Annotated in this window: 17 protein-coding genes; 6 read left to right on the forward strand and 11 right to left on the reverse strand. The window is 62.8% G+C overall.

Annotated features, from left to right (window positions below):
* Positions 1 to 2 precede the first annotated feature (2 nt).
* A complete protein-coding gene (locus tag DCO57_RS18820) occupies positions 3 to 1,025 on the reverse strand; it encodes an ABC transporter permease (RefSeq protein WP_116700462.1) in 1,023 nt (340 codons plus the stop codon).
* A gap of 138 nt (positions 1,026 to 1,163) precedes the next feature.
* On the opposite strand from DCO57_RS18820, the gene DCO57_RS18825 reads away from it, so the two are divergent.
* Complete coding sequence (locus DCO57_RS18825; RefSeq protein ID WP_208978037.1) at positions 1,164 to 2,066, forward strand: GntR family transcriptional regulator; 903 nt, start codon at positions 1,164 to 1,166, stop codon at positions 2,064 to 2,066.
* Here DCO57_RS18825 and DCO57_RS18830 read toward each other — a convergent pair.
* The 6 genes from DCO57_RS18830 to DCO57_RS18855 form a co-directional block, all read right to left on the reverse strand.
* Positions 2,063 to 3,034, reverse strand: coding sequence for an aldo/keto reductase (locus tag DCO57_RS18830; protein ID WP_116700463.1), 972 nt, complete (start codon positions 3,032 to 3,034; stop codon positions 2,063 to 2,065). The genes DCO57_RS18825 and DCO57_RS18830 overlap by 4 nt on opposite strands.
* Positions 3,031 to 4,152, reverse strand: a complete 1,122-nt coding sequence (locus DCO57_RS18835; protein WP_116700464.1) for a mannitol dehydrogenase family protein — start codon at positions 4,150 to 4,152, stop codon at positions 3,031 to 3,033. Before DCO57_RS18835 ends, DCO57_RS18830 begins: the two co-directional genes overlap by 4 nt.
* A 161-nt stretch (positions 4,153 to 4,313) precedes the next feature.
* A complete protein-coding gene (locus tag DCO57_RS18840; protein ID WP_116700465.1) occupies positions 4,314 to 5,156 on the reverse strand; it encodes a hypothetical protein in 843 nt (280 codons plus the stop codon).
* The gene (locus DCO57_RS18845) at positions 5,153 to 6,781 is read right to left on the reverse strand and encodes an acyl-CoA synthetase (RefSeq protein WP_116700466.1); all 1,629 of its coding nucleotides are present in this window, start codon (positions 6,779 to 6,781) and stop codon (positions 5,153 to 5,155) included. The genes DCO57_RS18840 and DCO57_RS18845 overlap by 4 nt, the downstream gene beginning before the upstream one ends.
* Entirely contained in the window at positions 6,778 to 7,947 is a 1,170-nt protein-coding gene (locus tag DCO57_RS18850; RefSeq protein ID WP_116700467.1) for an acetyl-CoA acetyltransferase, read from the reverse strand. Before DCO57_RS18850 ends, DCO57_RS18845 begins: the two co-directional genes overlap by 4 nt.
* 31 nt (positions 7,948 to 7,978) lie before the next feature.
* Positions 7,979 to 8,788 (reverse strand): IclR family transcriptional regulator, encoded by an 810-nt coding sequence (locus DCO57_RS18855; protein WP_205756219.1) that lies wholly within the window; start codon positions 8,786 to 8,788, stop codon positions 7,979 to 7,981.
* Positions 8,789 to 8,999: 211 nt separating this feature from the next.
* Here DCO57_RS18855 and DCO57_RS18860 point away from each other — a divergent pair, with 211 nt between their 5' ends.
* From DCO57_RS18860 to DCO57_RS18880, 5 genes are all read left to right on the forward strand, one after another.
* The gene (locus DCO57_RS18860; RefSeq protein WP_208978038.1) at positions 9,000 to 10,022 is read left to right on the forward strand and encodes a TRAP transporter substrate-binding protein; all 1,023 of its coding nucleotides are present in this window, start codon (positions 9,000 to 9,002) and stop codon (positions 10,020 to 10,022) included.
* A gap of 67 nt (positions 10,023 to 10,089) precedes the next feature.
* On the forward strand, positions 10,090 to 10,623 hold the full coding sequence (locus DCO57_RS18865; RefSeq protein WP_116700469.1) for a TRAP transporter small permease subunit: 534 nt from the start codon (positions 10,090 to 10,092) through the stop codon (positions 10,621 to 10,623).
* 3 nt (positions 10,624 to 10,626) lie between these two features.
* Positions 10,627 to 11,994 (forward strand): TRAP transporter large permease subunit, encoded by a 1,368-nt coding sequence (locus DCO57_RS18870; RefSeq protein WP_116700470.1) that lies wholly within the window; start codon positions 10,627 to 10,629, stop codon positions 11,992 to 11,994.
* Positions 11,991 to 12,809 carry an SDR family NAD(P)-dependent oxidoreductase gene (locus DCO57_RS18875; protein WP_116700471.1) on the forward strand — a complete coding sequence of 273 codons (819 nt, stop codon included), beginning with the start codon at positions 11,991 to 11,993 and terminating at the stop codon, positions 12,807 to 12,809. Before DCO57_RS18870 ends, DCO57_RS18875 begins: the two co-directional genes overlap by 4 nt.
* 23 nt (positions 12,810 to 12,832) lie before the next feature.
* The gene (locus tag DCO57_RS18880; protein ID WP_116700472.1) at positions 12,833 to 13,585 is read left to right on the forward strand and encodes an SDR family oxidoreductase; all 753 of its coding nucleotides are present in this window, start codon (positions 12,833 to 12,835) and stop codon (positions 13,583 to 13,585) included.
* 92 nt (positions 13,586 to 13,677) lie between these two features.
* Here DCO57_RS18880 and hpxZ read toward each other — a convergent pair whose 3' ends face one another.
* The 4 genes from hpxZ to DCO57_RS18900 form a co-directional block, all read right to left on the reverse strand.
* Complete coding sequence (gene hpxZ, locus DCO57_RS18885; RefSeq protein WP_116700473.1) at positions 13,678 to 14,064, reverse strand: oxalurate catabolism protein HpxZ; 387 nt, start codon at positions 14,062 to 14,064, stop codon at positions 13,678 to 13,680.
* Positions 14,065 to 14,328: 264 nt separating this feature from the next.
* On the reverse strand, positions 14,329 to 16,023 hold the full coding sequence (locus DCO57_RS18890; protein WP_116700474.1) for a hydantoinase B/oxoprolinase family protein: 1,695 nt from the start codon (positions 16,021 to 16,023) through the stop codon (positions 14,329 to 14,331).
* The gene (locus DCO57_RS18895; protein ID WP_116700475.1) at positions 16,020 to 18,125 is read right to left on the reverse strand and encodes a hydantoinase/oxoprolinase family protein; all 2,106 of its coding nucleotides are present in this window, start codon (positions 18,123 to 18,125) and stop codon (positions 16,020 to 16,022) included. Before DCO57_RS18895 ends, DCO57_RS18890 begins: the two co-directional genes overlap by 4 nt.
* Positions 18,126 to 18,165: 40 nt before the next feature.
* Positions 18,166 to 20,904 carry a molybdopterin cofactor-binding domain-containing protein gene (locus DCO57_RS18900; protein WP_116700476.1) on the reverse strand — a complete coding sequence of 913 codons (2,739 nt, stop codon included), beginning with the start codon at positions 20,902 to 20,904 and terminating at the stop codon, positions 18,166 to 18,168.
* Positions 20,905 to 20,906: the final 2 nt, after the last annotated feature.

Raw genomic sequence — 20,906 nt, forward strand, 5'->3', positions numbered from 1 at the left:
TTTCAGCGCCGGTTTCTGATCTGATCGACATAGACCGCCAGAATGACGATGACACCGATCACGATTTGCTGGACGAAGGCCGAGACACCGGCCATGTTGAGACCGTTCCGCAGAACGCCGATGATCGCCGCTCCGATCATCGTTCCGGAGATATTGCCGACACCTCCCATGAGCGACGCTCCGCCTATGACGGCAGCCGCGATCGCGTCGAGTTCGTACATCACACCTTCATTGGGCTGGACCGTCACCAGGCGGGACATCAGCACGTTGCCCGCGAGCCCGGCCAGGGCGCCCGACAGTCCGTAAGCGAAGATCTTGGTGCGATCGACCAGAACTCCGGAGAGGCGGGCGGCCTCCTCGTTGGACCCGGTGGCATAGATATGCCGGCCGATCTGGCGGCGCCTCAGAAGGTAGGCGGCGGCAAGCGCCACGACCGCGAGAAGAATGACCGGATAGGGAATCCCCGGGAAAACGACCTTGGGAAAGATACCGCCGGTCTTCTCGACAATGCGGAACAGGGACCCATTGCCCAGCAGCCCGAAGCTCTCGCCCAGCCTCGAAATGGGGGCGGCTCCGGTCAGCTGCAGGGCAACCCCGCGCGCAATCAGCATCATCCCGAGCGTTGCCACGAAAGGCGTGATGCGCATCTTGGTGATGACAAAACCGTTGATGACCCCGCAGAACGCCCCGGCCATGACACCGATGGCCATTGCCGGCGCCACCGGGATGCCCGCCTTGACGCTCAGCCCGGTGATGGTTCCCGAAAGGGCCAGAACGGACCCGACACTGAGGTCGATGCCACCGGTGATGATGACCAGTGTCATTCCCACCCCGAGCAGACCGATAACGGAGGTCTGCAGCAGAACCGTCAAGCCGTTGTTGATCGAGAAAAAGGCCGCGTTTCCGAAGGAGAACGCGAAGATCAGCAGCGCAAGCGTCAGGAGTGCGGACAGCTTGTGAAACGAACTGTCGGAAAATTTGAGCGTCCAGGACGCTGGCACCGTCCCTCGATCAAGATCCGCCATAAAACCTCCCGGGCCGGATTTTGAGTTTAATTATTAAAAACAATATGAGCGGAAGCGCCGCAGCCCGTCAACAGTTTTTTATTAATTAATACAAATTACGGGAATTGTTCAGCGTTTTGGATATGTTAGGTTGCGGTCATGGCAAGAACGGACGAACGATTCAGAAGCGCATACAACAGGCTGCTGGACATCTGCAGCAGCATGGATATCGGCGATCAGCTCCCCGCCGAAACCGTGCTGGCGGAGCGTATGGAAGTCAGCAGAACGATCGTGCGCAGCGCTCTTCAGAAACTGGACAGCGACAAACTCATTCAATGGGAAGGCCGGAACAAGACGCTGGTGCGCAAGCCTCAGTCGAAACACCGGCTGGAAGCGGCTGAAAGTGCACTGTCCACCGAGGAACTGGAGCACAGGTTCTTCGAGTGGATCCTGCGCTTCGACGTCCCGGCCGGGACATCTCTCAACGTGGCGCAACTGTCCCGCCAGTTCGGCGTTCCGGTTCACAATATCCAGGAGCTTCTGGCCGGATTGAGCCGTCTGGGTCTCGTGGAGCGGCGGCCCAGAGGCGGCTGGTCCCTGCTGGGCTTCACCTCCGAGTTCGCCGTAGAACTGTCCGAGTTCCGGATGCTCCTCGAGCTGAATGCGGTCAGACACCTGCTGACCCTGCCGCCCGAACACGAGATCTGGCAAAGACTCGAGGCATTGAAACGCGAACATGAGGAGCTGAAAGCGGTTCTCAAGGACCACTATCACGACTTTTCATTGCTCGACGAGAAGTTCCATTCGGCAATAAACAGCGTCGTCAGGAACCGGTTCGTCCTCGAGGCGCAGAAGCTCATCAAGCTGATCTTCAACTACCACTACATGTGGGACAAACGCGACGAGCTGGAACGCAATGCCGCCGCGATCGACGAACATCTGGAATGGATCGACGCCATGCTCGCCCGCGACGAGGTTCAGTCGGAGGCCGCCGCACTCCGGCATCTCAGACGGTCCAAGGAAACGCTTCTGCAGTCCCTGCGCGTTCACAAATTCGCTTAGGCTGCAAACAGCGCAGAACAGTCCGCGGGCAGCTCCCGCGCCAGGGCATCGAGGTTCCGCCTCAGGGAGGAGACCTTGGAGGTGCCCAGAAGAACCGAGGCAACTCCGGGGTAACTGTGGGCGAAATGCAGGGCCGCGCTCGCAAGCGGAACGCCCATTGCATCCGTACGCGCCTTGAGAGCGCTCACCCTTGCCAGGATCTCTGTGGACGCCGGCGCATAGTCGAACCACGCCCCCTCCACCGGCCCGGTCGCCAGTATGCCGGAGTTGAATATGCCGCCAAGGACCAGGCTGGTCTGCCGGGACCGGCACAGCCCGACAAGCCCCTCTTCGGCTTCCCGGTCCAGCAAGGTCAGCCGCCCGGCGAGCAGGATGACGTCGAGATCGATTTCCCTCATCAGCTCCAGGCAGATCCGCGTTTCGTTCACCCCGACCCCGAAGGCCCGGATCCTGCCCTGGTCTTTCAGCCGCTGCAGACGGTCCAGGCCGGTCGACAGGAAGGCCTGCATATGTGTGGCGTTTGCTGCGCCGTGGGTATAGGTGCCGATATCGTGGACATAGACGATATCGGCATGACGCACCTGAAGCCGCTCGAAACTGCCTTCGAGCGAGGCTTCTATCCCGTCGCCCGAGTAGTCGTAATGGACGGCGTTGGGCAACGGATCGATGAAACCGTCCGCCTCCTTCAGCGCCGGCCCCGGCGACAGCACCCGGCCGACCTTGGTGGACAGGACAAAGTCGTCCCGGGTCTTCGTCTTCAGGAAGCGGCCGAGCCGTTCTTCCGACCGACCGCGGCCGTAGTGCGGAGCGGTGTCGAAATACCGGATATCCGCATCCCAGGCATATTGGAGAACCTCCGCGGCATCCGCCTCGGCAACCGCCCTCCCCATGTTTCCGAGGCCGGACGCGCCAAAGGAAACATCCGTTACCCGGAGATCCGTCTTGCCGATCTGCCGGAGCCTTCTCATGCGTCTGCCGCCCTGGTTGCCTGTACCGCCGCATCGAGCCGGGGCATTTCAAGCGCCGGATCGGCTTTGCGCGCCCAGGACAGGAAGGACGCAATCCGCCGGTCTGTTTTTTCGCGGTGATTTTGCGCGATATCCGCGAGCCTGTGATCCAGAAACGGGTTCTTGAACCTGTCGATTGTCGTCACGGCATAGCGTTCCGCCTCCTGTTTCCGCCCATGCGCCGCAAACCCGGGTATGACTTCCTTCCGGTAGAGATCGACAAGGTCGGGACCGAAATCTGGACTGTCCATCAACTCGCGAACGAATTGCAGCGACGTGCGGCCCGCTGCCAGCCACCTGGCGACCAGATAGGTATGCCCGAGGTTGAGAATATAGAGTTTCAGGGTCTCGATCTGTTCCAGGTCTCCGACCACCTGCACGCTCGGATGCCTGCAGGGCAGGATGAGGCCGCGCTGATCCTCGATGGCCCACAGGGCATAGGGTTCGGCCACCGCACCGGCCGGCTCCAGCGGCTCCGAGACGATCCTGTCCACCAGGGAATTCACCCAGGTGACATGCGCGTCGAGCCATGCCGCGAATTCGGGCGGATAAAGCGCCGCAATCGCCAGAACAAGCTCTTTCAGCACCTTGCCATTCTCGGGGATCAGCTCGGCCGGCATGACCTGCACCGGGCGTGCGCCGCGGCTGAACCTTTGAAACAGAAACCACGCCAGCTTCGCCGGATAGGACATGTCGATCGAAAATTCGGTGCTTTCGTCGGCGGCCCGGGACTGAAAACCCGCATCGGCCGTGTTGGAAAGAATGATCCCGGCTTCTTCGGCCACGATTCTGGACACTTCGTCCAGATCGTCCGGCAGGGACAGCGCCCGCCGGATGCTGGTCACGGTCCTGCTCGTCTCCACCAGGCTGCCGTTCTCGATGCCCTTGATCCGCACCTCGTATCCGTCCGGTTTCGCCAGCGCCTTCAGGCGCTGTGCCCGGGACGGATCACCGCTGGTTTGAACGACGGCGATCGGCCCCACATCCTGCCCTTCGGCAATCGCCTCGGAGATGAAGAGGTCCACATGTGCCTGCAGGAAACGGCTCGTCCCGAATTGAATGATCGGTGTCGTCGGCATGAATTCCTCCCTGGTGAATATTTGTTTGTTATAATTAAGTACATTTCAAATCAAGCCGTTTTGCCGGACCTGCCGCAAGTTTCCTTCGGTGCCGGTCTCGTCGCACCAGGCGCCTTGCCCGATCAGACGGAACCGGGATCCGGTTCGCCCGGGAGGCCGCCTCAGCCGGCGACGAGAAGCAACTCGAAGGTGACGAGGATCGGCGCCTTGCCGGGCAGGATGGCGCCTTCGAAGAAGTTACCGGCCGGGTCGACGCAGAAGGTCGGCAGGAAGGGCCCCTTCGGTCCGCCGCCGCGGGCACCGTTCAGGAACAGGACTTCCGAAATCGGCGAGTCCATGGAAGGGCCCTCGCTGAAATCGGCCCCGATCAGACTGCCGATCCCAAGAACCACCGAATTGCCGAGCCCCAGTTCGCCGGAAAGTTCGGCAACCGCGGTCGGCAGGTCCTCATGGGGCGCAAGCGAGACAATGGCGGCATTTACGGCCCCGGTGTCTTTCAGCCTCCGGGGCCGGAAGAAGGAGAAATTCGTTTCCGCATCCGCCGTCACATCGAAGCAGCCCCCATCGAACCGGTACCCCCCGCCCGAATAACCCGCGCCGATCGTGACCTGATCAGGCAGAAGATGTCCGGCACGCCGGCCGTGTTGCGGATCCTCCCAGACGGCATGGCAATGGAGAAACCAGTCGCCGTTTCGCCTGCCGACGATCGCGGTCCCCTGGGTGACGATCGCCCGCTCCCCCGCATGGGTCTGGCTGTACCAGGCGACATGCTCCTCGTCCGGAGACGTGTCCGGCATGACGAACTTGTATGGTCCCATGGTCAGCCCGTCGAGACGGACCACCGCGCCGTCGCAGCCGACGGTGTCCATTGTCCGGGCAATGGCATCCATGAGCATTTCGTCCTTGCCAAGGCGGAAGGAAAGCGGCTCGGCAGCGCCCGTCACCACGTGCCGGCGCGGTACGGTCGGCGGACCTGGATGCCGGATCAGGTGAGACCGGCTCATGAGGCATCCTCCGGCACGGGCATCAGCCCACGGGCGGTCAGCTCCTCGCGAATGAGCTTCTTCGTGATCTTGCCGTAACCGGTTTTCGGCATGTCGGACAGAAAGACGAAATGGGTCGGCAGCTTGTATTTCGCCAGCCGGCCGTGCAGCGTGGCCAGCAGCGACATCTCGTCCAGCGCCTGCCCCTCTTCGGCAACACAGACCGCAAGCCCGGTCTCGCCCCATTTCGGATGGGGAATGCCGAGCACCGCCACTTCCTTCAGTCCGGGATGGGTCAGGAGAAGCTCCTCCACCTCGCGCGGATAGACGTTGGAGCCGCCGGAGATATACATGTCCGATGCCCGCCCGGTGATATAGAGGTAGCCCTCCCCATCCATGTGACCGAGATCCCCCGTGCGGAACCAGCCGTCGCGGAAGGCCTTCCTGTTGGCGTCCTCATCCCGATAATAGCCGGCACAGACGGCAGGACCGGTCACACAGATCTCGCCGCTGGCCATGGGCGGCAGGGGCCTGCCGTCATCGTCCTGAATGCTGATCTGAAGCCCCGTGCGTTCAATGCCGCAGGTACCGACCCTGGCCTGCGGACCGTCTTCCAGATGATGATCGTGCCGCGGCAGCACGGTGATCGCCCCGGTGACTTCGCCCAGGCCGAAATACTGGACAAGAACGTACCCCAGTTTGCGCAGGGCGTGTTTCTGATCCTCCCGGTACATCGGCGCACCGGCATAGATGACATACCGCAGGCTGTCGTGGTCATGCTCGTCGACAGACGGGTGCTCGACCAGCATCTTGACGATGGTCGGCACGGTGAACATGTTCGTCACCTTGTGACGCGCCACCAGCTCCCAGGCCACGGCCGGATCGAAACGGCCGGCCGGCAGCAGCACGCTGGCGGCGCCGGCGGCAAGCTGGGTCAGCTGATGCATTCCCGCGCCATGGGACAACGGCGCCACCACCAGGCTGACATCCTCCGGCGTCGTGGCCGGCATCAGGTCGTTGAGGTGATTGACGATGGTGAATGTCAGCTGTCCGTGTGTCAGAACCACAGCCTTGGGCCGTCCGGTGGAACCGGAGGTGAAGAACAGCCAGCAGGGCGCGTCGCGGTCGACATCCGCGTTGGGCATGTCCTTGCCGAGGTTCTTCGCAACCAGGGTCTCATAGGAGGGGCCGAAGTCCGCATCGCCGATGACAACCACCCCCGCCATGTCCGGCAGGGCCGTGCGGCAGGCCGAGGCATGCGCCGGGAACCCCTGTTCGCAGAACATCATCGCCGCACCGGCCTTCTGCGCCAGATAGGCGACTTCATCCGCGCCCTGACGGAAATTGGACGGCACCCAGACCGCCCCCAGCCGGAAACAGGCCAGCATGATCTCGGTGATCTGGTTGTTGTTCGGCGACTGAACGAGCACCCGGTCCCCGTGGCCTATGCCGAAGTCCTCGCGCATGGCGATTGCCAGCGCCGACACGCGGGCATCCAGCTCCCGCCATGTCCAGCGGTCGTCACCCCAGATGATCGCCGGCCGGTCTGCAAGACGGCGCGCGTTCCGGGACAGGAAATGCGCGATATTCGATGTGCGGGTCGACCACGGAAGGGCCGTGTCGCGACTGGCGGTCTCGCCCCTCATTTCACCCGCTCCAGAATGGACACGTAATTCGCGACGGCAGCACCGCCCATATTGAAGACACCGGCCAGCCCGACATCGGGCAGTTGCATGTCTCCGGCTTCGCCTGCCAGCTGCATCGCCGCCATCACATGCTGGGACACGCCCGTGGCGCCCAGCGGGTGGCCCCGGGATTTCAGCCCGCCGGAGGGATTGACCGGCAGCTTGCCGTCACGCGCGGTGATACCCTCGCGAACGACCCGCCCTCCCTGGCCGCGACCGGCCAGCCCCATGGCCTCATATTCCAGAAGTTCGGCGATGGTGAAACAGTCGTGGGTTTCGACCATGTCCAGATCGTCGAGGCTAAGGCCCGCCTCCTCCAGCGAGGCAGTCCATGCGCCCCGCGCTCCGGCGAATTCGGTCACGTCGCGGCGCGACAGCGCCAGAACATCATTCACCTGGTTACGGGCCCGGAAACCGATGGCCCGTTCCAGGGTCTCCGCCACCTCCGGTGCGGCAACGACAAGGGCTGCGGCGCCGTCGGAGATCAGCGAACAGTCGGTCCGCCTCAGGGGGCCGGCCACCAGCGGGTTCTTGTCGGTGACGGTGTTGCAGAAGGTCGCGTCCAGATTCTTGCGCATATGGGCGTAAGGGTTGCGAAGACCATTGCTGTGGTTCTTGGCCGCGATCATCGCCAGTTCCCGGGAATGGTCGCCGTTTTCCTGAAAATAGGTCTGGGCGATCTTGCCGAAAATGCCGGCAAATCCCGCTTCCACCCGGTCTTCCTCTTCCCGGTAGCAGCCACTGAGCATGATGTCCCCGGCCCGGGAGGTGGGAACAGCGGTCATTTTCTCCGCGCCGACGACCAGGGCGATCCTGCCGCGCCCTGCGGCGATGAAGTCCATTGCCGCATAAAGTGCGGCTGAGCCGGTCGCGCAGGCATTCTCCAGGCGTGTGGCCGGCACATTGCGCAGGTCGTCCAGCGCCATGCCGACCAGCGCGCCTTCGAACGCCTGGGCGGAAAACCCGTTGTTGAAGACACCGACGAAGATGCCGTCCACGTCCCTTGCACCGACACCGGCATGCTCGAGTGCGGCGGGCACGACTTCCGCCATCAACCCTTCCAGGCCGGGCGTGTCGGATTTTCCGAACTTGCTGTGGGCCCATCCCACAATCTGAGCGTGGTTCATTGAATTCCTCCCGGGGGTCCGGGCAGGCCCGTCAGGCCGTGCCCGGATTGTTGAAGTCCAGTTTCCTGTTCAGTTTCGCCTCTATCGTCCGCTTTTCACGCTTCAGAAGGTCGGCAATCTCGCGCTGGCGGTCGGGCTGCATGCGCGTGTCCAGCGCCGCCACCGACAGGGCGCCGATGGGCTCGCCGCTCGGAGCCATGAGCGCGATGCCTACCGCCCATGAATTCGGCAAATAGAGGCCGGGATTGACGGACCAGCCGCGCGCCCGGGTGTCCTTCACATGCGCGCGCAGAAGCTCCGGCGTGTAGCCCGGATATCCGCTCGCCAGGGTTTGCGCATTGTCGGCGATCACGTCGTCGACCTCCCGGTCGGAGAGGGCTGCCAGGATCGCCATCGCACCAGCGCCGACCCCCAGCGGATGCCTCTGCCCGGCCTGAAGCGCATAGGTACGGATCGGAAAGGGACCGTCTTCCCGGTGCAGGCAAACGGAATAGCATCCCCGCCGGATCGACAGGAAACAGGTGTCCTCGCTTTCCCGCGCCAGAGTGCCGAGGCTGTCGATTGCCAGGTCGAGCAGATCGAACCGCCGGTTCGCCATCAGACCGATTACATAACTTTCGGGTCCCAGGGCATAGGAGCGGCTGTCCTCGTCCTGTTCGACCATCCCGGCGCGAATGAGCGCCAGCAGCATGCGCCGGACGGTCGGACGGCTCAGACCGCTCTGCTCGACCAGAGTGTTGATCGACACGGCCTCTCCGCCGGCCCGGGCGATTGCCGACAGCAATCCGAGCGCCCGGTCGACACTCTGCGCCCCGGCCGGCTCGGCATCCCTTTGCTGCATTGCACTATCCATATTGTAGATACTTCCATCGCATCGCTTTCAGCATTCTCGCTTTCTTTTTCCAAAAATTCAACAGAACACAAATTTTGCCTTACATTTTTTCAAGCATGACGCTACGCTACGCTCAGCGACTTCATCCATGATATGGATACTGCCTGAAAATTGACGGCGGCTTTCCCGGAGATGAACGCGCAAACGGGAGGAAAATCCGATGAAGACTTTTGCACTTGCCGCTGCCGCGGCACTTTCGCTTTCAGCCGCCGCTCAGGCAGAGACGCTTGTCATGCAGAGCGTCTATCCCTCGTCGCTTCCCCTTCTGGGAGATAGCGGCATTCACCTGACCGAACAGGTGGAAGCCCTGACCGGCGGCGATCTGAAGATCGAGTTCAACGAGCCGGGCGCGATCGTCGGCGGCAACGAAATGTGGGATGCGATCTCCACCGGCGCCGTGGACGCGGGCTGGTACAGCCCGGGCTTCGCCCAGGGCATCATCCCCTCCGCGGCGATCTTTACCGCCGTTCCCTTCGGGCCGGACGTGCGCGCCTATACCGCCTGGTGGTATTATGGCGGCGGCAGCGAACTGTGGGCCGACATCACCGCTCCGTACAACATTCACACGGAGCTCTGCGCCATCCTGGTGCCGGAAGCCTCCGGCTGGTTCGCCAAGGAAATCAACACGCCGGAAGATCTCCAGGGCATCAAGATGCGCGTCTTCGGCCTTGGAGCCGCCGTCATGGGCAAGCTCGGCGTCGAAGCCCAGTCCATGCCGGTCGCCGACACGCTGACCGGCCTGCGCCTCGGCACCATCGACGCCGCCGAGGTCTCGTTCCCGCTGATCGACAAGGCGGTCGCCATGAACGAGTATGCCTCTCACTACTATTTCCCGGGATGGCACCAGCAGACGTCGCTGATCACCTTCATCATCAATCAGGATGTCTGGGACGGCCTGTCCGACCAGCAGCGCACCGTCATCCAGACGGCCTGTCAGGCCAATGTCGCCATGACCGCCGCCGAAGGGGAAGCCAAGCAGCTGCAGCCGCTGGAAGACCTGAAAGCCGCCGGCGTGCAGGTGCATCAGTGGAACGACGAAATGATGGCCGCCTTCAGCCAGTCCTGGGACGAGGTCGTCGTCGAGCAGTCCGAAGCCGATCCGGATTTCAAGCGCGCCTGGGAGAGCCTGTCCGAGTTCCGCAAGAACTTCCAGAACTGGTCCGATCTGGCCTACCTGAAATAGTCCGAAGTGCCGGGCGCGCCGCGCCCGGCTCCCTCGCCAGACCCGAGACCAGACCAAGGTACGTCTGATGAACACTCTTTTGCGGCTTTCCGATATGCTGGCACTCCCCTGCCGCCTGGCGGCAAGATTGTGCGGCTGGCTGTTGCTGGTTCTGGCGGCGGTCATTCTCTATGACGTTATCGGCAGGCGGTTCTTCTCCACCGGCTCCTTCAAGCTCCAGGAACTGGAGTGGCACATTCACGGCGCGATCGCCGTGCTCTGCTTCGGCTGGACCTATCTTGCCGACGCCCATGTGCGGATAGACATCTTCTCCACGAACATGCGCCAGGACACCCGGCTGCGGTTCGAGATCGTCGCCATCGTCGCCTTTCTCATTCCCTTCATGCTGCTGCTGACCTGGTTCGGATACGACTTCGTGCTGCGCTCCTTCGAGCGCGGCGAAGGCAGTTCCGGCGGCGTCGGCCTGCCGAACCGCTGGATCATCAAGTCAGTGATCCCGATCGGCGCCCTGCTGACCATTTCCGGCGGGCTCGCCGTTCTCTTCAAGGCCATTGTCGCCCTGCGCCGGCCCGACATCCTGCCAAGCCCCTGGGAGACCTGATCCATGATCGAGACGATCTCCGCGATCTTGCCGGGCGCCATGTTCCTGTCGCTGATCGTGCTGCTGTTCTCCGGAGCACCGGTGGCGATCATGCTGATGGGAACAAGCCTCGTCTTCGGGCTGCTCGCCATCTGGACCGGCGACATGCGCCTGGTCCATGCAACCCTGCTGCCCAACCGGATCTTTTCCGGAACCATCGACAATCCCATCCTGGTCGCGGCCCCCATGTTCATCTTCATGGGCCTGATCATGGAGAAGACCCGCATCGCCGAGGATCTTCTCCTGACCCTGCAGCGGCTGATGCGGGTCGTGCCCGGCGGCCTTGCCCTGGCGGTCGTCCTCATGGGCACGATCCTGGCCGCCGCCACCGGCATCATCGGCGCCTCCGTCATCATGCTGACCATGCTGGCCCTGCCCACCATGCTGGAAAACGGCTACGACAAGGGGCTTTCCGCCGGCACCGTCGCCTCCGCGGGCACCCTCGGCATTCTCATTCCCCCGTCGGTGATGCTGGTGTTCATGGGAGACCTTCTGTCGATTTCCCTGGGACGGCTGTTCATCGCGGCCCTCCTGCCCGGGCTCCTTCTGGCCACCTGCTATGTGATCTACATCGTCACCCGCTCGTTTCTCCAGCCGTCCCTCGCGCCCAAGGCGCCGCCGCTGACCGAGGCGGAAAGAGGCGGACTGTGGCTTGAAACCCTGAAATCCGTCCTTGCCCCCCTGCTGATGATCACCGCCGTGCTCGGCTCCATTCTCGGCGGCTTCGCCACACCGACCGAAGCCTCGGGTGTCGGCGTCGTGGCCGCCCTGCTCATCGGCCTGCTGCGCGGCCGGCTCAACCGGGTGACTTTGCGCGAATCCATGGACGGGTCGGTGACATCGCTGGGGATGCTGTTCTTCATCTTCGTCGGCGCCACGGCCTTCTCCTACATCTTCCGCAAGGTCGGCGGAGAGCATTTCATCGTCGACACCGCCCGCGCCCTGCCCTTCGGCGACTGGGGCCTGCTGATCTCCATCATGGCGATGATCTTCGTCATGGGGTTTTTCTTCGACTGGATCGAGATCACCCTGATCATGCTGCCGATCTTCGCGCCCATCGTTCCGCTGATGGATCTGGGCGATCATGTCGAAAAGTCGCAGATGATCTACTGGTTCGCCATTCTGGTATCGCTCAATCTGCAGACCAGCTTCCTGACCCCGCCATTCGGATTCGCCCTGTTCTACCTCAAGGGTGCTGCAGGCAACATGCTGGCCATGCGCGACATCTACCGGGGCATCATTCCCTTCGTGCTCGTTCAGCTTGTCCTGCTCGGCCTCGTCGTCGCCTTTCCGGAAATCGCCCTCTGGCTGCCTGACCTGGTGATGCAATGACCGACACAGCACAGACCGGCCGGGTCGCCGGCAAACGCGTCATCGTCATCGGCGGCGGCTCCGTCGGCCCCGGATGGGGCAACGGCAAGGCCGCTGCCGTCCTCTATGCCGGCGAGGGCGCGCGCGTCCTCGTCGTCGACCGCAGCGCGGCCGCGGCCGGCACCACCGTGGACCTGATCCGCGAGGCAGACGGAACCGCCGAGGCCTTCATCGGCGACATGACCGACCCCGAGGTTGCAGGGGCCGCCGTGGCCAAGGCCGTCGACACATTCGGCGGGCTCGACATCCTGCATTTCAACATCGGCATCAGCACCCGTGGCGGCATTGCCGACACGACGCCGGAGGACTGGCACAAGGTGTTTGCCGTCAATCTGGATGCCGCCTTCCATGTCACAAGGGCTGCCCTGCCGGCCCTTGAGGACGACGGCGGCGGCGCCATCGTCTACATCACCACGCTCGCGGCCCATCTGAACGGCCCTTACGCATATGTCGGCTACGAGACCTCCAAGGCCGCCCTCAGCCGGCTGTCCCGCAGCGTCGCGGCGGAATACGCCGCCCGGGGCGTGCGCGCCAACACCGTTGTGCCGGGCATGATCGACACCCCGCATGTGCAGGCCCATGTCGCCGCGTCCACCGATCGCCGGGCAGTGGCGCAGTCCCGCGCGGCCCAGGTGCCGATGAAACGCCAGGGCACCGCATGGGACGTGGCGGAAGCCGCCCTGTTCCTCGCATCCGACGCGGCCGGCTTCATCACCGGCGTCGACCTTCCGGTCGACGGCGGCATGTCGATCCTCATGGGCAACGCCGCCATCTGATTCTTCTGGGAGACTGACTTCAAATGACACAGAAACTCGCCCTCGTGACCGGCGCCGCCCGCGGCATAGGTCTTGCCACCACGAAGCTCTTCCTGCGTGACGGCTGGAACGTCGCCATGATCGACCGCGACGCCGAGACGCTCACGGACGTCTGCGGGGATCTTGAAGGTGCCCGGGCGTTTGTCTGTGACGTGTCGATCCCGGAGGCCGTCGATCAGCTCTACAAGGATGTTCTGGAGCAGTTCGGGCGGATCGACGCCCTCGTCAACAATGCGGGCGTGGCGGATTTCGGGCCGATCGAGGAGACCACCTTTGCGCGCTGGCGCAGGGTGATGGACACCAATCTTGACGGTGTCTTCCTGATGTCCCAGGCGGCGATTCCGGCCCTGCGCGAGACCCGTGGCGCCATCGTCAACATCGCCTCCATCTCGGGTCTGCGTGCCTCCACGCTCCGCGTCGCCTACGGCACGTCGAAAGCGGCCGTCATCCACATCACCAAGCAGCAGGCGGCGGAACTTGGCGAATACGGCATCCGCGCCAATTGCGTATGCCCGGGACCGGTACGGACCAAACTGGCCATGGCCGTCCACTCACCGGCCATCATTGCCGCCTATCACGATGCCATTCCGCTGAACCGCTACGGTTCGGAAGAGGAAATCGGAGAAGTCATCGCCTTTCTGTGCAGCGACAAGGCCAGCTATGTCACCGGCCAGATCGTCGCCAGCGACGGCGGCTTCGAAAGCACGGGCATCGGCTTGCCGGACCTGCGCGGCTGAGCCCGCACGCCCCGCCCTTGCCGAAGCCCCCCCTATAATCCAATGTTCCAATGCCAGGTCGCGGACATCTCCGGCACCGGACGTCCTGCAGCCTAGGCGATATCGTCAATGACGCTGACATGGGCGGCGACGACTTTCCAGCCGTCGGGGGTCTTGATCCATGTCTGCATCTGGCGACCGACCTTGTCCGGCGCGCTGTCGCGATAGAACAGCGTCGATGCGGTGGCGAAGGCGGTGCCATATGTGGTGATCACCGTCCGGTCGAGGCGACGGGAGAGGTCCTTGCCACTTCGGGCAGAGCGGAAGGCCGCAATCTCGTCGTAGCCGTAGAGATTTTCACCACCGCCGTAGCGGATGGTCGTCGGCGCCTCGAAGAACAACCGGTCGAGCGTGGCAACATCGTTGGTGACAAGGGCAAGTTCATAGACGGCGAAGGCCTCTTCGACCTCCGCCCTGACCGCCGGAATGTTGATTTCCATCAGTTGATGCTTCCTGTCCTGGGGTTTGACCTCATCAATGAAGATGACATGGTCTTTATCAAGGAGCGAAAACGCAGGAAATGGGAGTCATTTTCAAGCCTTTCGCGACGCAGAGGAGGACCAGGTCGGTCAATTCCGAAGAACAAGGAGATCGTGTCAAGCGACCGGGACGACGCCTGACGCGCAAAGCGCGCCAAGTCTCGGCTTCGGTCAGACGATATTGTGAGCGCACCGGGTACGCGGCCGGGGCATGTCCTTGGTGGGTCAGACAGGCGACGGCGGCTTTCCAAAAGCCGCTTTTGCCTCTTCTGCCGAGTAGCGGCCCAATCGCACATCCTCTTCGATCAGATCCTTCTCCCGCTCCTCCGGAGGTCCATAGCCACCGCCACCCGGAGTTCCGACCCGGACCCTGTCGCCGGGCTGAAGGGGAATGTCCTGCGCCTTGGAAAGATGCTCCGGCACCATGGCTTTCCCGTTCTGCCAGACCGTGACGGAATTTGGCTCGCCGTCCTGTCCGCCAAGAGCGCCTTGCGGCCCGAAGCGTCCATGGTCCATGACGAAGCTGGCGGTTGCATGCCCCCGCAGCAGCTCGATCTCGTAATCCAGTCCGAACCCGCCCCGATGCCGGCCTGCGCCTCCGGAGCCTTCCCGCAGGGCATAGCGATGATAGAGAACGGGAAACTGCTGTTCCATGATCTCCACCGGCGGAGCCTTGGAAATCCCGATCGTCGAGCAGCCATTGCTCAGCCCGTCGTGATCGGAGTTTCCTCCATACCCCCCGCCCGAGATCTGATACATCACGAACTCGCGCTCGCTTGCCGGGTCGAATCCGCCCAGCGCGAAGTTGCCGGAACTGCCCGCCGGTGCGGCCGTCACCCTGTCCGGCAATGCTTCCACGAGAGCGGCAAAGACGGCCTCGGCAACCCGCTGACTGACCTCCGCCGCACATCCGGACACCGGACGCGGATATTGCGCGTCGAGAAAAGTTCCTTCCGGGCGAAGCACCTTGAGCGGTTCGAAAGCCCCGGCACTGATGGGAACCTCGGGAAAGATGTGCCGCATGGCCAGATAGACCGAGGACAGTGTCGTCGCCAGGACGGAATTCATCGGCCCTCTGCAGGGACCGGAAGAACCGGAAAAATCGAACGTCAGCTCACCGTCGGCCGCTTCGATCGCCAGATTGATCACAAGCGGTTCGTTGACCACGCCATCGGAGTCCACATAGGCTTTGGAGCGGTAGATCCCGTTCGGGATCAGCCGCACATTTGCGCGCATCTGATCCGCCGCGCGCTGTCTGAGCTCCTCGATCGACTGCTTCACGACACCGTCGCCGTAGCGGTCGAGGATCCGCGTCAGGCGCTCCGCGCCAACCAGCAGCGCCGCAGCCTGGGCCTTGACGTCGCCTATCCGCTGATCCGCAACGCGGATATTCGAGCAAATGATGGAGTAGATTTCCCGATCGAGCTCACCCTGCTTGAACAGACGGACCGGCGGCAGCCGCAAACCTTCCTGCTCCACCGAAGTTGCGGATGCGGAAAAGCCGCCCGGAACCGCGCCGCCCGTGTCGGGCCAGTGTCCCGTGTTCGACAGCCAGCAGAAGATGTCACCGTCCCGGTAAAAGGGCATGGCAAACCGCACATCCATTAGGTGCGTGCCGCCCAGATAGGGATCGTTGACGATATAGATATCGCCCTCCACCGGAGCCGGGACTTCGCCCCGCCCGATCATTTCGATCAGGACCCGTGTCGAGTACTGCATAGTGCCGACAAAGACCGGCAGCCCTTGCGAGCCCTGCGCAATCAGGGATCCGTCCTGCGCGGAATAGATCCCGTCGGAGCGGTCATTCGCCTCCGCGATCACCGGTGAAAACGCCGCTCGGGAGAAACTGAGATCCATTTCGTCGCAGACCTGCTGCAGGCCGGACTGAATGACGCTGAGGGTGATCGGGTCAATGCTCATGCGCCGGCTCCCAGTTCAATGATGATATTGCCGTCCGGGTCCTGCACGGCCTTGTCGCCGGGATCGATGACGATCGTCGTGTCCATCTGTTCGATGATGGCAGGCCCGGTGATCTCCGCATCGAGCGGAAGATGATCGCGCCAGTAGATCGGCGTGTCCACCAGACTGTCGAACCACACATCGCGGCGACCGCTCATCGCGTCCTGGAGTGAAGCCTTCCGGCCGGCAGGGTCGATCAGCAGCGAAAGATCTATTTCGGACCTGCGGCCGATCACGGAGCAATTGACGTTGACGAGACTTGCCTTGATTTCCGGCAATTCCACGTGAAAACGGTTGAAATAGGACTTTTCGAAAAGGTCCTGCAGGTCGTCCAGGCTCGGGCGGGGCCCAGGCAACGGAACCCGCAGGAGGTGGGTCTGCCCGATGAACTGCATGTCGACGGAATAGATCTCGCGAAGCTCCTCGATCTGAACATTTTCCTTTTCGATAAGAGCCCTGCCTTCAGACGCCTGAGTGTCGAACAGCGAATGTACATCTTCGATATCCAGGACCGACAGCGCCTTGTTGACCGTGTTGACGAAATCATGACGCAGGTCGGCCACAACGCAGCCCAGCGCGTTGGTAATCCCGGGACGCGAGGGCACCAGGACACGGGGAACGCCGAGTTCCCTCGCGATGGACGTCGCGTGCAGCGGGCCGGCGCCACCGAAGGCGAACAGGGCATAGTCGCGCGGGTCCTCGCCAAGACTGACGGAAACCATACGCACCGCGTCGGCCATGCGCGTATTGGCTATTCTCAACACCGCCGCGGCGGCTTCCCGGGCGCTGATCCCCAGTGGCTTTCCAAGCTTTTCGGCAAAGACCTTCTCGACATCCGCCAGCGTCACCGTCGAGGACACGGAATTGAGTTTCTCGGGATTCATGCGGCCGAGGAGGATGTTGGCATCCGAAATGGTCGGCTCCGTGCCTCCCCGCCCGTAACAGACAGGCCCGGGCGTTGACCCGGCGCTCTCCGGACCGACCTGGAGCAGGCCCGCCTCCGTGATCCGGGCGATCGATCCGCCGCCGGCACCGACCGTGCGCACATCCACCATCGGAACATGGATCGGCATGGCATATTCGATCTCGATCTCGTTGGAGACCGCCGGCTCTGCGTTGCGGATCAGCGCAACGTCCGTGGAGGTTCCCCCCATGTCGTAAGTCAGTAGGTTCGGAATTCCGGCACGACGCCCGGTATAGGCGGCGGCCATGACGCCCGATGCCGGACCGGACATGACTGTCTTGGCCGCTTCAACGGCGACACGGCGCGCGGAAACCATCCCGCCGTTGCCATTCATGACCAGAACATCGTGCCGGTACCCTTTTTCGGAAAGCTGATCGGCCAGCCGCTCGATATAGCGGCGCAGCAAAGGTTGCACGGAAGCATTGATGGCGGCGGTCACGCCGCGTTCAAACTCCCGGCTTTCCGAAAGAAGTGCGTGGCCAAGGGTTATGTTTTCATTCGGCCAGATCTCGGCCGCGATTTGACCGGCCCGGATTTCATGCGCCGGATTGGCGTAGGCGTGGAGGAAATGCACCACCAGCGCCTCGCAGCCCTTTTCCAGCAGCTCCCGCAAGGCACTTTTGAAGGCCTCCTCGTCCAGGGGCCTGTACACTGTTCCGTCGGCCAGCAAACGCTCGGGCACTTCCAGCCGCAGATCCCGCGGGATCACAGGTCTGAACTCGCCTTTCATCCCGTAGGCCTGGGGGCGCGTGCGCCGTCCGAGCTCCAGAATGTCCCGGAACCCCTCCGTCGTGATCAGGCCGGTCCTGCAAAGGGTCCGCTCCAGCACCGCATTGGTCGTGGTCGTGGTGCCGTGAACGATCAGGTCCAGGCTGGAGAGATCGGCATCGGCGAGTTCCAGCGCCTTCAACACACCGAATGCCTGGTTGTTCAGCGTGGTCGGCGTCTTGGCCAGCCGGACCGACCTTGTCTCGGCGTCATACAGGACGAGATCCGTAAAGGTTCCGCCAACGTCGACACCGGCCACTCGGGAGGTGGCAGGGTTCCCGGCAGCTTGCGGATGCGAAGTGTCGGTAGCGCTTGATGGGGATGATTTCATTTATGGATCTATTCTTGATGTAGGATGCGCTTGTTGAAATTCATGCCCGCTTAACGGCCTTGATCGCGGCAAGAACCTTGTCCGGCGTCGCCGGCAGATGCGCGACACGCGCGCCGCACGCATCCTTGATTGCGTTCATGATCGCCGGTGCGGTCGGGATCAGACAGTGTTCACCCAGTCCCTTGGCACCGTAAGGGCCGTGCTCGTCACCGCTTTCCAGAATGAAGGTCTCGATGGGCGGTACATCGCCGATTGTCGGCATGAGGTAGTCGTGAAAGTTTTCCGTCCGCCCCGGCAGGAACTCCTCCATCAGCGCCATGCCTATTCCCTGCGCCACGCCACCTTGCACCTGCCCTTCCACCAGAAGCGGGTTGATCGCCTTGCCGACATCATGCGCGGCCGTGATCTTCAGGAGTTTCACCGTCCCGAGTTCGAGATCCACTTCGAGTTCGGCCATCTGGGCGGTGGTGCCGAACACCGCATAGGGAATGCCCTGGCCATTCTCGTCGAGAGGCTTGGTGGGAGGATCGTAGGTCCCGGCCACCTCCAGGACATATTCGGCAGAGTCCGGTTCCAGCGTCGCCAGCTTGATTTCCCGTTCGTCCCGGTCGTCCGAAACGCTGATGATACCATCGGCGAATTTCAGCTCGGCCTCGGCCGAAACATTCGCGAGACGCAAAATACGCGCCCTCAGGGCTTCGCCTGCCAGACGGGCCGCATTGCCGGTGATGAAGGTCTGACGACTGGCCGAGGTCTTGCCCGCATCCGGTGTCAGGTCCGTGTCCGGTCCGACGAGCTCGATTTGCTGGACCGGAGCCCCGAGCGCTGTCGCAAAGATCTGCGTTATGACCGTATTGGATCCCTGGCCGATATCGACCGCCCCCTGATGCAGCACGATCTGGCCACTGGCGGTCACCCCTGCCTTGATCGTGGACGGGTTCGACATGGATGTGTTGCCGCAGCCGTACCAGCCGCCTGCAATCCCGACGCCGCGACGCACGGGCCCGCCCCTGGCGTTGAAGTCGCGCGCCTCTTTCAGCGCCCGGGTCCAGGTCGGTTCCAGAGCATCGAAACAGTCGACAATGCCCATGCCCGTCTCGAAAACCTGCCCGGTCACGGTCGGGTCGCCGTTCTTCAGGGCATTTCTGCGCCGAAACTCCAGGCGGTCGATACCCAGGGCATTGGCAAGATCGTCGTAGAGCGGCTCCTGCGCGAGCGCCGATTGCGGCACGCCGAACCCGCGGAACGCACCGGCCGGCGTTGTATTGGTGTGAATTCCGGCGCTGCGGGCGGTATAATTCGGCGTCAGGTAGGGACCGGATGCATGGATGGGAACCCGGTTCGCCACCGTCGGGCCCCAGCTGGCATAGGCTCCGGTGTTGAAAGTTCCGTCGAACTCGACCGCGACGATGTTGCCTTCCCTGTCCGCGCCGATCTTCATTTCGATTTCGGACGGATGGCGCTTGGTGGAAGTCGTGATCGATTCAATCCGGCTGTAGGTGACACGCACCGGTTTGCGCAGGATCCAGGCCGCCAGCGCCACATAGGGCTGGGCCGTCAGGTCAAGTTTTGATCCGAACCCGCCACCGACCGCTGTCGGAATGACACGGACATCTTCCTTGCTCAATCCAAGCAGACCCGCCAGTCCCTCCTGGTTCATCACCGGCGCCTGCGTGCAGCACCGCACTTCGATCCGGTCACCGACACGCCGGGCGAATGCGGCTTCCGGTTCGATGTAGGCATGTTCGACAAAGCCCGTTGAAAACCGGCCTTCCACGACAACGTCAGCGGTCTCCATGGCCGCTGTCGCGTCTCCTTTTTGCACAAAGCCGCGGCACATGACGTTGTCGGCTCTTTCCTGGTGCAGGTCGTCAACGGCAGAGGCTTCGTCAGGTGTCAGGGCGTGGGGAAGAGCGGTGAATGTCACTGGAAAATGCGCCAATTCCAGCGCATTCACCAACTCCCCAGGGCCGACAAGGGCTGCGACGGCCTCATTCCTGAACCGGGTTTCCCCCTCGGCAAACATCGGCTGATCCTCGAAGCCCGGAATCACGCCAAAACAGTTTTTCCCCGGCACATCGGCCGCGGTCAGTATCAGGTCGAGGCCGTTTTCCAGCCGGTACGCCTCGAGGTCACCGAATGTGAAGCTTGCCCGGTGATGCGGGCATCGCACCACACGCAGAACCAGAGCGTCCGCGCTTGCGACATCGTCGCTGAAAAGCTCGCTGCCGGTCACCTTAGGCAGTCCGTCGACCCGGGCCATCGGCACACCGACACCACCGGACGGAGTGCCGTCCGAGATTTCACAATCCATCACGGCATCAATGATTTTCCGGTATCCGGTGCAGCGGCAAAGGACCCCGCCGAGGGCATCCTGAACGTCCGTCTCGTCCGGCGCCGCCTTCTTGCGCAACAAACCGACAGCGGCAACCATCATCCCCGGCGTGCAAATGCCGCATTGCGCGGCCTGATGCCGTTGAAAGGAATTGGCGAGAGCCTTGGCAATTCCGCTGTTCCGAACCAGCCCTGCCTGCGTTTCCACCCGCGCGCCATCAACCTGGCCCAGCGCCGTCGTACAGGCGCACACGGCCTCACCATCGACAAGAACGGTACAGGCTCCGCAGTCACCGGCATCGCAGCCCACCTTGACATCTGTCGCACCGGCCCGCTCCCGCAAGGCGAAGGAAAGCCGCTCTCCCGGAGGCCCGTCAAGCCGGATGGTGCGGCCATTCAGTTCCAGGGATACGCAGGATGACGGTTCATAATCCGCAATCGCCATGA

This window comes from Labrenzia sp. 011, from assembly GCF_003075075.1.
Lineage (GTDB): Bacteria > Pseudomonadota > Alphaproteobacteria > Rhizobiales > Stappiaceae > Roseibium.

What these genes read in the sequence shown, in the direction of transcription:
- DCO57_RS18895 (WP_116700475.1), bottom strand. Translation starts at nt 18,125, where the DNA reads ATGAAATCATCCCCATCAAGCGCTACCGACACTTCGCATCCGCAAGCT.
- DCO57_RS18830 (WP_116700463.1), bottom strand. Translation starts at nt 3,034, where the DNA reads ATGAGAAGGCTCCGGCAGATCGGCAAGACGGATCTCCGGGTAACGGAT.
- DCO57_RS18835 (WP_116700464.1), bottom strand. Translation starts at nt 4,152, where the DNA reads ATGCCGACGACACCGATCATTCAATTCGGGACGAGCCGTTTCCTGCAG.
- DCO57_RS18865 (WP_116700469.1), top strand. Translation starts at nt 10,090, where the DNA reads ATGAACACTCTTTTGCGGCTTTCCGATATGCTGGCACTCCCCTGCCGC.
- DCO57_RS18880 (WP_116700472.1), top strand. Translation starts at nt 12,833, where the DNA reads ATGACACAGAAACTCGCCCTCGTGACCGGCGCCGCCCGCGGCATAGGT.
- DCO57_RS18875 (WP_116700471.1), top strand. Translation starts at nt 11,991, where the DNA reads ATGACCGACACAGCACAGACCGGCCGGGTCGCCGGCAAACGCGTCATC.
- DCO57_RS18900 (WP_116700476.1), bottom strand. Translation starts at nt 20,904, where the DNA reads ATGGCGATTGCGGATTATGAACCGTCATCCTGCGTATCCCTGGAACTG.
- hpxZ (WP_116700473.1), bottom strand. Translation starts at nt 14,064, where the DNA reads ATGGAAATCAACATTCCGGCGGTCAGGGCGGAGGTCGAAGAGGCCTTC.
- DCO57_RS18845 (WP_116700466.1), bottom strand. Translation starts at nt 6,781, where the DNA reads ATGAGGGGCGAGACCGCCAGTCGCGACACGGCCCTTCCGTGGTCGACC.
- DCO57_RS18860 (WP_208978038.1), top strand. Translation starts at nt 9,000, where the DNA reads ATGAAGACTTTTGCACTTGCCGCTGCCGCGGCACTTTCGCTTTCAGCC.
- DCO57_RS18850 (WP_116700467.1), bottom strand. Translation starts at nt 7,947, where the DNA reads ATGAACCACGCTCAGATTGTGGGATGGGCCCACAGCAAGTTCGGAAAA.
- DCO57_RS18820 (WP_116700462.1), bottom strand. Translation starts at nt 1,025, where the DNA reads ATGGCGGATCTTGATCGAGGGACGGTGCCAGCGTCCTGGACGCTCAAA.
- DCO57_RS18870 (WP_116700470.1), top strand. Translation starts at nt 10,627, where the DNA reads ATGATCGAGACGATCTCCGCGATCTTGCCGGGCGCCATGTTCCTGTCG.
- DCO57_RS18825 (WP_208978037.1), top strand. Translation starts at nt 1,164, where the DNA reads ATGGCAAGAACGGACGAACGATTCAGAAGCGCATACAACAGGCTGCTG.
- DCO57_RS18890 (WP_116700474.1), bottom strand. Translation starts at nt 16,023, where the DNA reads ATGAGCATTGACCCGATCACCCTCAGCGTCATTCAGTCCGGCCTGCAG.
- DCO57_RS18840 (WP_116700465.1), bottom strand. Translation starts at nt 5,156, where the DNA reads ATGAGCCGGTCTCACCTGATCCGGCATCCAGGTCCGCCGACCGTACCG.
- DCO57_RS18855 (WP_205756219.1), bottom strand. Translation starts at nt 8,788, where the DNA reads ATGCAGCAAAGGGATGCCGAGCCGGCCGGGGCGCAGAGTGTCGACCGG.